The organism is Paenibacillus faecis (genome assembly GCF_008084145.1).
Taxonomy (GTDB): Bacteria; Bacillota; Bacilli; order Paenibacillales; family Paenibacillaceae; genus Fontibacillus; species Fontibacillus faecis.
In genome coordinates, this window is record NZ_VSDO01000006.1 from 157,190 (window position 1) to 170,292 (window position 13,103).

At 46.9% G+C, this 13,103-nt stretch carries 8 protein-coding genes and 1 pseudogene; 3 read left to right on the forward strand and 6 right to left on the reverse strand.

The window, feature by feature from the left end; translation table 11 throughout:
* Positions 1-162: 162 nt before the first annotated feature.
* The 3 genes and pseudogenes from tnpA to FRY98_RS25915 all read right to left on the reverse strand — a co-directional run bounded on the left by tnpA (position 163) and on the right by FRY98_RS25915 (position 4,431).
* Positions 163-635 (reverse strand): annotated as a pseudogene (tnpA, locus tag FRY98_RS25905) (IS200/IS605 family transposase).
* A 249-nt stretch (positions 636-884) separates the two neighbouring features.
* The gene (locus FRY98_RS25910) at positions 885-2,702 is read right to left on the reverse strand and encodes an ABC transporter ATP-binding protein (protein ID WP_148457610.1); all 1,818 of its coding nucleotides are present in this window, start codon (positions 2,700-2,702) and stop codon (positions 885-887) included.
* A complete protein-coding gene (locus tag FRY98_RS25915; RefSeq protein WP_148457611.1) occupies positions 2,695-4,431 on the reverse strand; it encodes an ABC transporter ATP-binding protein in 1,737 nt (578 codons plus the stop codon). The genes FRY98_RS25910 and FRY98_RS25915 overlap by 8 nt, the downstream gene beginning before the upstream one ends.
* 130 nt (positions 4,432-4,561) lie before the next feature.
* On the opposite strand from FRY98_RS25915, the gene FRY98_RS25920 reads away from it, so the two are divergent.
* The 3 genes from FRY98_RS25920 (at position 4,562) to FRY98_RS25935 (ending at position 10,084) form a co-directional block, all read left to right on the forward strand.
* Positions 4,562-5,401: a MerR family transcriptional regulator gene (locus FRY98_RS25920; RefSeq protein WP_148457612.1), complete on the forward strand. Its 840-nt coding sequence runs from the start codon at positions 4,562-4,564 to the stop codon at positions 5,399-5,401.
* A 1,094-nt stretch (positions 5,402-6,495) separates the two neighbouring features.
* Positions 6,496-9,084, forward strand: coding sequence for a beta-L-arabinofuranosidase domain-containing protein (locus FRY98_RS25930; RefSeq protein WP_148457614.1), 2,589 nt, complete (start codon positions 6,496-6,498; stop codon positions 9,082-9,084).
* 145 nt (positions 9,085-9,229) lie between these two features.
* Entirely contained in the window at positions 9,230-10,084 is an 855-nt protein-coding gene (locus tag FRY98_RS25935; protein WP_148457615.1) for an AraC family transcriptional regulator, read from the forward strand.
* Between the two features lie 86 nt (positions 10,085-10,170).
* Here the strand turns inward: FRY98_RS25935 and FRY98_RS25940 are convergent, their stop codons facing one another.
* From FRY98_RS25940 to FRY98_RS25950, 3 genes are all read right to left on the reverse strand, one after another.
* Positions 10,171-10,830, reverse strand: a complete 660-nt coding sequence (locus FRY98_RS25940) for a hypothetical protein (RefSeq protein WP_148457616.1) — start codon at positions 10,828-10,830, stop codon at positions 10,171-10,173.
* Positions 10,831-10,912: 82 nt separating this feature from the next.
* Positions 10,913-12,304: a sensor histidine kinase gene (locus tag FRY98_RS25945; RefSeq protein WP_249043538.1), complete on the reverse strand. Its 1,392-nt coding sequence runs from the start codon at positions 12,302-12,304 to the stop codon at positions 10,913-10,915.
* 20 nt (positions 12,305-12,324) lie between these two features.
* Positions 12,325-13,023, reverse strand: a complete 699-nt coding sequence (locus FRY98_RS25950) for a response regulator transcription factor (RefSeq protein ID WP_148457618.1) — start codon at positions 13,021-13,023, stop codon at positions 12,325-12,327.
* Positions 13,024-13,103 lie beyond the last annotated feature (80 nt).

Consider the following 13,103-nt stretch of genomic DNA (forward strand, 5'->3'; position numbering starts at 1 on the left):
CACTCAACTGGCTAAAGCCGTAATCATAACCACCCGTCCAACGGGTGGTTTGCTCTTGGGGTATAACCCCCTGTTGCCAAACTGCGCCTAAAGACGCTAGCCTGACAATAAAATTGTTCAGGCTCAGTGTTTTTGTCACTTTCACTTACCAGTTAAACTGGTTTACTTCTTTTTGCTACTGTTTCTGCTGAATGGATCTTCATACTCTTTTACGCTCAGTTTATCAATTGCTTGGTCATGTGCTTCCTGCTCACGTATATATTTAGCGACGGTGGCCTCATTTAAGCCCACAGTGCTGACGTAGTACCCCTCCGCCCAAAATTTCCGATTTCCATACTTATACTTCAAGCTGGCATGCTTCTCAAATATCATTAGCGAACTCTTTCCCTTTAGATATCCCATAAACGATGATACAGAGATTTTTGGAGGTATCGCCACTAACATGTGTACATGATCTGGCATCATGTGACCTCTATGATCTCCACTCCCTTGTATTTACATAACCGCTTGAATATTTCGATTAAGTCTTTCCTCACTTGATTATAGATCTCTTTCCGTCTATACTTCGGGGTGAACACGATGTGGTATTTGCACATCCATTTCGTGTGGGCTAGACTATAGCTCTTGTTTGCCATCTAAGACCATTCCTTTCATTATTGAGCCTGAACATCTCAATTTTATGGGAATGGTCTTGTTGGTCAAACCCTAGATCCCTCCACCCGCATAGCGGGTGGTTTTTTGTTTCGCACGCTTCGCGTACTCAACTGGCTAAAGCCACTAACAAAAAAGTCGCTAAATTAGCGACTTTCTATGGAACTATGTTCTTGTCCCTCGACAGTTGATAAATTGGATGCGTTGCATTAGTTGATGCTTGAATGTGTCCGTTAATCCCACTCAAAGGCACCTGTGTACAATTGATAATAAATCCCTTTAGCCGCCAGCAGCTGCTCGTGATCCCCGCGTTCCTTGATTTGGCCTTTTTCAAGAACCATAATGGCATCGGAATTTCGTACGGTAGATAACCGGTGGGCGATCACAAACACGGTTCGGCCCTCCATCAGGTTATCCATCCCCTTCTGGACCAGCGCTTCTGTTCGTGTATCGATGGATGATGTTGCTTCATCCAGAATCATGACAGGCGGATTGGCAATCGCCGCTCTGGCAATCGCCAGCAATTGACTCTGTCCCTGTGACAGTCCATTGCCGTTGCCGTCAAGCCGGGTCTCATACCCGTCAGGCAAACGTTCAATAAAACTCGCCGCATATGACAGCTTCGCAGCCTGGATCACCTCATCGTCACTGGCCTCCAGCCTTCCGTATCGAATGTTCTCAGCTACCGTACCCGAGAACAGATGGGTATCCTGCAGTACAATTCCCAGAGAACGCCGCAAATCTGCTTTTCGAATACGCTGAATATGAATGCCATCATAGATGATCTCGCCTTCTGTAATATCGTAAAAACGATTGAGCAGATTGGCTACGGTAGTCTTGCCCGCACCCGTTGCGCCTACGAACGCGAGTTTCTGTCCAGGCATGGCATATAACGTCATATTCTGAAGTACCTGTTTCTTTCCGTCATACGTAAAGCTGACGTCCTTAAACTCCACGTTGCCTTTCAGTACAACGCTTGTTCCGTCCTCCAGTTTCCAGACCCAACCGTCCTGATTCTGGTTTTTCTCCAAGGTCACACGGCCCTCATCTGCTTCAGGCTGTTCATCCATCAGGTTAAAGATCCGCTGAGCCCCTGCAAGTGCTACGACAAACATGCTGACTTGCGAGGAAATTTCGGCAATGGGCATTGTGAAATTACGGGATAAACTCAGAAAAGCAGCGATAATTCCCAGACTCAGACCGGCATTCCAGCCCGATAACGCCATAGCTCCGCCTGCAATGGCCACAAGCACGTAGATTAGTGTGGCCAGATTCGCATTGATTGGCATGAGGATATTCGAATATTTGTTAGCTGTCGCCGAGTCGTCAAATAATCTATCATTCAGGCGAGCGAATTGTTCCATCACTTTTTGCTCGCGACCGAACACCTGCACCACTTTTTGCCCATGAATGATCTCCTCGATATATCCATCCACCACACCGATCGATTCCTGCTGCCGGAAAAAGTGCTGGGTTGCCTTAGTACCCACGGTTTTTGTAATCCAGAGCATGGCAAGCGCACCAAGCACAACCACGATCGTTAACGGCACATCCAGATACAACATCGTACCGAGAACGACCAACACTGTCACCGCAGTGGACAACAGCTGGGACAATCCATCCGTCAGCATCATGTTCAGCGTGTCCACATCGTTCGTGTAATGACTCATAATATCCCCGTGGGCTTTACGGTCAAAATATTTAATCGGCAGCTTCTGCATGTGATCGAATAAGCGGTCACGAATCCTCTTCATAATCTGTTGCGAGATCGTAATCATCAGCCGTTTCGAGACAAACGTACTAATGACCCCAGCAGCGTAGATTACAGCCAGAATGATTAAAGCCTGTAACAAGGCGTCAAACACTGGATTCTGATTTCCGAGCAACGGTGTAATATAGTCGTCGATCAGCAATCGCAGAAAGGTCGCAGAAGCGACAGAGACGGCGGAACTAACCAGAACTAGGAACAGCGCCAATGCCGTTTTGAATTTGTAATATTTAAAGTAGGCCAGCAGACGTTTTATTGTCCGGCCGTAATTGATGTTATCCATCCAGTGCTTCACCGCCTTTCGTCTGTGTAAAATAAGCTTCTTGATAAATGGTATTTCTGCCCAGCAGTTCCTGGTGGGTTCCGATATCCACCATCTTGCCTTCATCCAGCACGACAATTTGATCCGCATCTTCAACCGATGCAATACGCTGGGCAATAATAATTTTGGTTGTATCCGGGATGCTTTCCTTGAAAACGCTGCGGATTAACGCGTCGGTCCGTGTATCTACAGCGCTGGTGGAATCATCCAGAATCAGAATCTTCGGTTTTTTGAGCAAAGCTCTGGCGATACACAGTCTCTGCTTCTGACCTCCCGAAACGTTCGTACCGCCTTGTGCCAAATGAGTGTCATATCCATCCGGAAACGTGGAAATAAACTCATGTGCCTGCGCCGCTTTGCACGCTTCAATCAACTCATCATCGGTGGCATTTTCATTGCCCCAACGCAGGTTCTCCTTAATCGTGCCTTCAAACAGGACGTTCTTTTGCAATACCATCGCGACCTGGCTGCGAAGCACATTTAAATCGTATTCCTTCACATTGACTCCACTGACAAGGACTTCACCCTCACTGGCATCATATAGACGTGGAATCAGTTGCACCAAGGTGGACTTTGCACTGCCCGCAGCTCCTATAATACCGATCGTCTGTCCCGAAGCAATTCGCAGATTGATACCTGAAAGAGCATCATTCTCGGCTTTATCGGAGTAACGGAAGGACACATTACGGAATTCAATCTCTCCACTGTGCAGCTCTGTAACTGGCGATTCCGGACTGGTAATGTCCGGCTGTTCACTTAACAGATCATGAATCCGGCCTGCCGAAGCGCGAGCAATGGCAACCATAACAACGACAATGCCCAGGGTCATCAAACTCATTAGAATTTGCATGGAATACGTGAATACACTCGTAAGCTCACCGGTAGTCATGCTTCCACCCACAACCAGTTTAGCTCCAATCCAGGAGATGATCAGCATCACGGCATACAGCACAATTTGCATCAGTGGAAGTTCGTACGACATAATGCGTTCTGCCTTAACCATCTGTGCAAATATCCGCTGAGATACGGCTTGAAACTTGGATACCTCACGCTCTTCTCGTACATAGGATTTCACGACCCGAATGCCGCGTACATTTTCCTGAACAACTTTATTCAGATCATCGTAACTGCCAAATGCACGCTCAAAAATCGGAAAAGAATACTTCATGATGATGATCATGCCAATAGCCAGGACAGGGATAACAACCATGAACCAAGCAGCAATGGACGGGCTGATGCGATACGTCATAATCGTCGCAAAAATCATCATCACCGGACTGTGAAAGGCAATCCTGATAATCATTAGAAATGCATTTTGCACATGCGTAATATCCGTAGTCAGCCTGGTGACGATACCTGAGGTTGAGAATTTATCCATATTGGAATACGACAGCCGCTGCACATGACGGAACAGGTCGTAACGCAAATTTTTTCCGAACCCCGACATGGCAATCGCAGAATGCTTACCCGCCAGCGCCCCAAAGACCAGAGACACAAGGGCAAACAACACCAGAATCAAGCCGTACTTCATCACCTGATTCATCTGCCCCCCCGTGATCCCCTGATCAATTAATTCGGCCATAAACAGCGGGATTATGGCTTCCATGGCCACTTCACCAAGTAAAAACAAAGGGGTCAGCCACGTATCTTTTTTATATTCCCGTACACTTTGCAGTAATTTCCTTACCATAAGCATTCTCCTCATCTAAAATAAACACACTGATCTGCGATCAAAAGTAGACTCACGATCAGAACAGATGCTATTATAAACTGTATAGTAACTATACAGTCAATCCGCTTTTTTTGACCGGGGGGTACTTATGCATCCAAATGAAATGCTGTCCATTAGTGCTTTTTCCAAGCTGTCCGAGGTTTCGCGCAAAACCCTCATTTACTACGACCGCATCGGTCTGTTCAAACCTGCCTTTGTGGCCGATAACGGTTATCGCTATTACAGCCACAGCCAGTTTGAAACGATCGGCGTTATTCATATTTTCAAAGAGCTGGGCATGTCCCTGGAGGAAATTCAGCAGCATCTCGGTGAGCGTTCTCCGAAAACCACCCTTCGATTGCTGTGTAAACAGGAGGAAAATCTGCAACTGCAGATCGCCAAGTTGACTCGGGCGAAACAAATGATTATACAGCGTGCGGAAAATATAGAGCAATCCATGCATCTGGACACCAGCCAAATGTATGTCATCTGGCAACCTAAAACCCCCTTGCTGCTGAGCCGCCGCATCTACTCATCCAAAAAGGAGTTCCCTGATGAGCTCTGGGAGGATTTTCGGGTCCGGCTAAACAAGGAGCATGCGCCACTTGGATACCCCAGTGGGGTCATCATTCCCAAAGAAGATCTGCTGAAGACGAATGGCGACATGATCTCCCATATGTACAGCTTCATGACGACAAAACATCACAAACAGGCCTATATGCCGGAGGGATTCTATCTCGTGTCTTATGCCAGAGCAGATTATGGGGATACCGATAAGATCTATGCGCAAATCTTTAAATATATAAAGGAGAAACAGTACGTCATTAAGGGCGATGCTTACGAGGATTACATGCAGGATGAGATCGTATTGCAACATGCAGAGGATTATCTGGTTCGGGTTATGGTGCACATTGAGGAACCGGCAGATGGTTATCATTTTGGAGAATAAGACGGATGCGCAGCGTCTGGATACCTTTGGAGGTGGCCGGTACGGCGCTCTCGGCGTACAACCACGCTTCCTGTCCAAATTTCGGAGTCTCCCCTTTTTGCAGCACAGGATAAGGCGCGAACACGAAAGTCGCTCCTTGCAGCGCATGGGTTTGGCTGTAAGCAAACCGCCTCGAGTAATGCACTTATTTCGCGGACGATAGCTTTTGCGCGGTACGCTCCAACAGGGAGTTCCCAATGCGATTTTTCTTGAGAGTCTACAGATCGAAACGTCGTCGTCTCGATATCAATTCGCGACCCAAGTCGCAGACTGCTATCCTCAATTTTGATTCGATATTTCAATTCATCTCCCCCCTTTCGTTATTTCTGACAGTATAATTTCAATTGACATACTTGAAAAGTACGCACTTTTGGGTATGTCAATTTCAATGAAGTGACTTAGTTTCATGAAGGAAACCTTAGTTAACATCAGGATAGAAGATACACATTTGTGACGATAAAACAAAAAAGCCGCTATTTTAGCGACTTTCTATGGGAACATGATCTTGTCCCCCGACATTACCCCTTTCTCTTTTTGATTTCTTTCCATAATCGTGTTAACAAAAAATAAAACCCGTTGGAACTAATCATCAACGGGTTTTAAAAATTCAATTTTTAACATATACATCAACCGATTTTTGGAGTTTGATATTCTCATCATCTGGTTTGCTCATGACCGAAGCTGTGAAGTAATACCAGCCGTCGGTATGTTTGTACACCCAAGGATCGGCGCGGTTTACCCGTGCCCCGCCAGCCGGGGATGCATGTCTACCGTTCATGCATTACCAAATTAGCACAGCATTGTTTTATGTAAATATGAATTTATTTATATATATTTAAAGTTAAATTCGAAAATCGATACCAGTACAAGCCGCTGGCGCTGTCAATATCCCGGTTTACCATAACGTGAGCTGTACTGTTTTGTCATCTTCTTTTTCATGAAATCTACCCTTTTGACACATATTCGAACGTTGCTCTATTTACGCACACCCCGTGCAAAATATAAGCTTTAAGTGAAAACTCGCTAATATAATCTAAATATAGGAGAATAAAAATATGACCTTAGATAACAAACCGCTTCTGGCAACCTTGCAGCCTCACATTCAAAGCTTTCCCATGAATCAAGTTATGCTGACCGACCCGTATATGGTTAACGCTTTTGCCAAAGAAATCCTCTATCTCAAAAGCTATAACCCCGACCGGCTCCTCGCCGGTTTCCGCGAAAACCGGGGGCTCACTCCCAAAAGCGAAAAATACCCCGGCTGGGAAAATACCGAAATCAGAGGGCATACGCTGGGTCATTATCTGACTGCGCTGGCACAGGCCTACCAGAGTACCGGCAGCAGCGGGCTTTTGCAACGGCTGGAATATATCATTGATGAACTGGCGGAATGCCAATTCGAGAATGGCTATTTGTCGGCTTTTCCCGAGAATCTGTTCGATAATGTGGAAAATAAACAGCCTGCCTGGGTTCCCTGGTATACCATGCACAAAATCATCGCAGGTCTGGTCGCCGTCTACAGCTCAACCCGCAGCACAGCGGCGTACAGCGTAGTTTCCCGGCTGGGTGAGTGGGTGTACCGCCGCGTCTCTGCCTGGTCGCCAGAAATTCAGGAACGGGTACTCGCAGTTGAGTACGGAGGAATGAACGATTGCCTGTATGACCTGTATAAGATTACGCAAGACGAGCACCATCTGTACGCAGCCCATATGTTCGATGAGCTGACGTTGTTCACGCCGATCCATGAAGGCCGGGATATTCTCAAGGGCAAACACGCCAATACAACGATTCCGAAGTTTCTCGGTGCGCTCAACCGTTATCTTGTACTGGGAGAAGGCGAGCGTTTCTATCTGGAAGCTGCAGTACAGTTCTGGGACATGGTTGTCAATCACCATAGCTATGTTACAGGCGGGAACAGCGAATGGGAGCATTTCGGCGACCCGGATATTCTGGACAGGGAACGCTCCAACTTTACCGCCGAAACCTGCAACACTTACAATATGCTGAAGCTGACCAGAGAATTGTTCAAGCTCACGGGCGATAACAAATATGCGAATTTCTACGAGAATACATTCATCAATGCCATTCTTTCGTCACAGCATCCGCACACCGGCATGACGATGTATTTTCAGCCGATGGCTACGGGCTATTTCAAGGTGTACAGTTCACCTTTCGAGCATTTCTGGTGCTGCACCGGAACTGGCATGGAGAGCTTCACCAAGCTGAATGACAGCCTGTATTTCCACCGCGGCAACAGCATTTACATTAATCAATATGCCAGCTCCAGCCTGGTGTCGGAACAGCACCGGATTGAGCTGACACAGTCGGCTAATCTTCCTTATAACGACACGGTAACATTTAGTGTACGTACCCTGGGCAGCCTGGAAGCCACAATTGCGCTGCATTTGCGCATCCCAGAGTGGATCGCCGGGACGATGCAAATTCAATTGAACGGCGAGGCGGTGGCCTACAAGACTGAAGGCGGTTATGCTGTTCTGGAGAATAGCTGGAAGGATGGCGACAAGCTGAGTATTCAATTGCCGATGAAGCCGTACTACCACACACTGCCAGACGCGCCGAATGTAGTGGCTTTCAAGTATGGGCCGGTGGTACTCAGCGCCGCTTTGGGTACAGAAGATCTGGCGCAGTCAGCAACAGGAGTGGCCGTCAGTGTGCCAACGAAGAATATGCTGATCAAGGATTTCATTACGCTTTCGAACCAGAACATCGGCGATTGGCTTGACCGCTTCGAAGAGCATTTTGTACGCAGCAATGATGAACTGGTTTTCGTCCTGCGGGGAACAGATGAGGATGGGCGGCTGGAATTCACACCGCATTACAAGCAGCATGAGGAACGGTACGGCATCTACTGGAAGCTCGTAGAACCGGATTCGAAGGAACTACAGGAGCATATTTTGCAGGGGAAACAAAATCAAGCCATCCGTGCGGCCACCATTGACAGTCTGCCGGTAGGCAATGATCAATACGAGCTTGAGCATGGCGTCAAGGGAGAGAATACATCCGTTGCCGTCTGGGACGGGTATACCCTGAGACAAGCGGAGAACAACGGCTGGTTCAGCTACCGGCTGAAGGTGCTTCCTGATCAGGACAACTATTTGTCTGTCACCTGCTTCTCCGGCAACAACGGCAGAACCCTTGATATTTATATAGACGGTGAGCTGCTTGTCAGCGATACTCTCATGATAGATAAGGTCCGCACCTTCTATACCAAACGCTATCTCATTCCAGCAGAGTGGATACAGTCCTCCACCGAGGTAGAAGTGAAATTTGTCATTCCGGGGCAAAAGAACGGAATCTTTGATCTGCTGCGGATGATGACGAGCTACAGCAGCGATGCGGAGTTGGCGGATCTGCACTTTAATGCGGGCACCCTCTCCAAAACGTTCGCCCCCGATCAGTCCGACTATACCTTGACAGTGGCCGCCGGCACGCCGGCAGTGCGGATGCATGCCGTACCGTCGCACAAAAATGCGCTCGTCTATATCAATGACATCCTGATCGAAGATACCCTTCCGAGAACAGTGTTCCTTCCGGATCTTATAACGAGCTTGCATATTATCGTCAAGGCGGAAGACCTGGAGACGGCTAAGGAATACAGAGTTACCATTATTAAGCCAGCCTAGAACAACAGATCCGTAGTATAAAAAAATACCCGGTCTGCCAAGCAGGTTCACCGCTCCGGCAGGCCGGTTGTTTTTATGAAGCTTGCTATGTTAATTTTATTTTTACAGTTATCTATATAACTTATATAGAAAGGGGGCCACACGAATGATTGCTTACAAACTGGCGGTTGACAAGCCTGTTGATCTGGAGATTACGGGGAAATTTGTTGCGCCGTCGCCGAACTGGGTGCATTTGAACCGGGTGCTGTGCGATTACGAGCTTATTGTTATGACCAGCGGCACATTATACATTGCCAGCAGCGAGCAGCGCTTTTCCGTGTCCAAAGGAGAATACCTGTTGCTCCCGCCGCTCGCGAAGCAGTATGGGTATAAAGCCTCCGAGTGCAGCTTCTACTGGCTGCATTTCTCTTCGGAGAATGCCATCGAACTGACAGAGCCCGCCTCCGTTTCCCCTAGCGTAAGAGCTGGAGAAGTGATTCTGCCCCAGTCGGGAACACTTGGCAGCCTGGAAAAAATCATCGTCATGATGAAGCAGCTTCAGGACTCCGTCCGCTGCTACAACGACAAGACGCTGAACAATTATATGTCCACCGTCATTTTGTGCGAGCTGTACAACCAGGTCCTTTTCTCATCGCACCCTCCTGCCGGAAAAAGCAAACAGGAGCAGCTCTACAATGACATCGTGGATTATATCAAATGGAGCCGGAGCAAGCATATCAAGGTGTCCCAAATCGCTGATTATTTTGGCTACAACGAGAAATACCTCTCTCATCTCTTCAGCACAATTTCCGGCACATCCCTGAAGCAGTATATCCTGCAGCAAAAGATGGAACTGGCCAAATTTCTGCTGACAGACACCAACCAAAATATTAACGAGGTCTCACTCCAGCTCGGTTATTCGGACTGCCATAATTTCATGAAATCCTTCAAAAAGATCGTCGGCCTGACGCCTACCGACTTCCGCAACGCATATGCGAAGCGGCTGCTGTTCTATGAGTGAGAGAGAACAATTTTACAGACCGAAGAATGAATCCAACTGCTCCACAGGGATGTTACTTCATCCCTATTTTCTTGTGTCGGGTTGTCTCAGTCCAAAAGCGTGTTTATGCGAATACGGTCAATCTTTGCATCTTTGATATGGAACGTCATTACATCCACATAGTTGGCCGGCGTATACCGGTATTCATCCTCCGCGCTGGTCGCTCCATTGCCCATTAGATTCCCTTCGGGATATGCTTTTTTAAGCTGCTCAAAACTGTCGCCGACTTTCATATTTCGGACTGTGGGATATTCAGGGGCTGTAATTTCAATCGAGGTTATATAGAAATCAGTACCTTCTCCTGTATTGAAGGTTTCGATTTCAAGCCCTGGAAAGGTGTATACAATTTTTGTGCGGCCAAGCAGCTGATCCATATTGGTCTTATCGTCTGCCGTATAGGTGTGGGATTTTTTCTCATCCGCTTTTCCCAGCATGCTTTCAAGCTTTGCATCGTCAACGATATCGGAAAGGGCAATGGTATTGTCCTTGTAGACGAAAGCCAGCTCTTTTAAAATTACATTCCCGTCCTTGGGAATCGTTCCTTCCTTGATTACGCCGGAATCGGCACTGCCGCCTTCCGGGTTACTGCCTGACGAAGGTACGGGAGCCTCCGGCGTACTCTCCCTGGTTCCCTGACATCCCGCCAATAAAGTCCCAAGAAGGACTATGGACAACATTAGGGTTGCAGGTTTGCTTAATACTTTCATACGGGTCCCCTCCCAAACTGATTTCTTAATTTTATGAAGTCATCATATGAAAACAAATGATTAGTCTAATCACAATCTTGTATCATTCTTGTAACTTCAATGCTAAAGGAAGAAGGATGGACACGGTGGTCCCAACGCCCACTTTGCTTTCAATCTCCAATTTCCCGTCAAATTTCTCAACGATTTCTTTGCATATAGAGAGTCCCAATCCTGAACCTTTGGCCACGTGAGCATTTTCCGCCCGATAAAATCTTTCCTGCACCCGGGCAATTTCATCTTCACGGATCCCGACGCCTTCGTCCCTTATTTGGATGACCGCCTTCTCCTCCCTGATAAACGTCTCGATTCTAACCTGTGTGCCGCCTCGGGAATACTTTAAGGCGTTATCTACAATATTTGCGGCCGCATGCGACATCAGGGTTGGATTGACGCAGGCGAAGACCGGTTTCCCCGGCTTGAAGTCAAGCAAAATGTCTTGGTCTTCCGCTTTTGATCTCATTTCTGCGGCCACACGTTCGGTTAACACGGTTAAATCCGTCTTTTCCTTACCCATTTCATCCGAACCTGCCTTGTCAAACCGGGATAACAGCAGCAACTCATTGATAAGCAGGGTCAGCCTGTCCGATTCATTTACAAGATGAGCATAGATCTTTTGTAATTCCTTGTCCTCATTTTCTTCTTCATATAAATATTGGGAAAATCCTCGGATGGCCGCAAGCGGTGTTTTCAGTTCATGAGAAACATTCGAAACAAACTGCTTCTGGTGCTGGATATACTCATTTAATTGAATGCCCATCCGGTTTAGTCCAGCGGCCAGCATCCCGAGCTCGTCTTTTCTGTTCAAATTTACCTGCTGAAACTGCTGTTTGGAGAATTTCTCCGTGGCCCCAAGCAGATATTTGATCGGTTTTGTTGTATTACGGGCAATAAATAAGCTTGCTAATGTAATCAGAAATAGAAATCCTGCTGCCCCGGCAAGCAAGATATACCGGATTTGATCCATCATCACGTAGAAATATGAAATGTCCTCCACAAATTCGAATACAAAGCTGTTTTGATAATATTTATCTTGAATAGGCACTGTAAAATAGAGCAATTTAGCATCGGTGATGGTGTACGCATAATTCCCTTTGAGGGCCTTTTGAAGGTTTCCCTGAAAAATTAGAGGAGTTCCATCGTTGATGACAATGCCGTCGACGGCCCATCCCAATAGCTTCTCACTGCTGTCGTAGATCCGCACTTCCTGGCCTGCAGATTTCAGCCTTTCCAAAGCGATTCTCGCCACCTCTGCAGCCGGTTCCTCGGCCGCCGTTCTATCCTGCATGGCGAGGGTTTCTCTAAAGGACAGCTCATACAAGTCGGCCTGCTTCATCATTTTCTTCTCTATCGTCACAAAACTAAAGTAGTCGATAGCTTTGTTCACGGAAATAATAATAATGGCAAAGGATAATACGGAGAAAAATAAATAATTCAACAGCAGCCGGGTTGCATATTTCAGTTGGAGCCACCTCCAAGCTGGTAGCCGAAGCCGTAGACGGTTTTCACATATTTGGGGTTTTCCGTGTCGTCCTCCAGCTTCTTTCTTAACCGCATGATGGTCATATCCACGCTACGGCTGTCTCCCAAATAATCAAAGCCCCAAACGAGCTCCAGAAGTTCATCCCGTGTAAAAACTTTTCCCGGCCTTTTAAGCAGCGTCTCCAGAATTTTAAATTCTTTAGCGGTCAGGGAAACCGGCGCCCCGTTCTTAAGCACCACTTTTCTGTCCAGATCAAGTGCCAAGTCCCTATAATACATCGGTTGATCTTCCCCTAATGTATTCGGATCGTTGTTTTCATATCTCCTGAGGACCACTTTAATTCTTGCAATAAGCTCCCGGTTATCAAAAGGTTTGGTCAGATAATCTTCCGCACCGAGCTCCAGTCCTAACACTTTATCTATAATCTCATTCTTCGCCGATAACATAATGACAGGAATAGCTTGTTTATTGGTGATTTCTTTACATAAATCATACCCCGAGTAGTCCGGCAGCATTAAATCCAGTAAAACCAGGTTCGGTTTGAAGGAGTCCAACTCCTTGAGCCCCTTACCTCCGTCTTCCGCTGTCCGCACCATAAAATTTTCCCTTTTGAGCACAAGCTCAATTAAATCTCTGAGGGCTGCTTCATCATCAATGACAAGAATCTTTTTCACGCGATCCCTCCTCTTCTTACAGAGTTATTGTTATCGTAATCAAATACATGGTTAAACACCAGTCTCAGTCTCAATCTTAA

Coding starts and splice junctions, on each gene's coding strand:
- FRY98_RS25940 (WP_148457616.1), bottom strand. CDS start 10,830: ATGAAAGTATTAAGCAAACCTGCAACCCTAATGTTGTCCATAGTCCTT.
- FRY98_RS25915 (WP_148457611.1), bottom strand. CDS start 4,431: ATGGTAAGGAAATTACTGCAAAGTGTACGGGAATATAAAAAAGATACG.
- FRY98_RS25930 (WP_148457614.1), top strand. CDS start 6,496: ATGACCTTAGATAACAAACCGCTTCTGGCAACCTTGCAGCCTCACATT.
- FRY98_RS25935 (WP_148457615.1), top strand. CDS start 9,230: ATGATTGCTTACAAACTGGCGGTTGACAAGCCTGTTGATCTGGAGATT.
- FRY98_RS25910 (WP_148457610.1), bottom strand. CDS start 2,702: ATGGATAACATCAATTACGGCCGGACAATAAAACGTCTGCTGGCCTAC.
- FRY98_RS25920 (WP_148457612.1), top strand. CDS start 4,562: ATGCATCCAAATGAAATGCTGTCCATTAGTGCTTTTTCCAAGCTGTCC.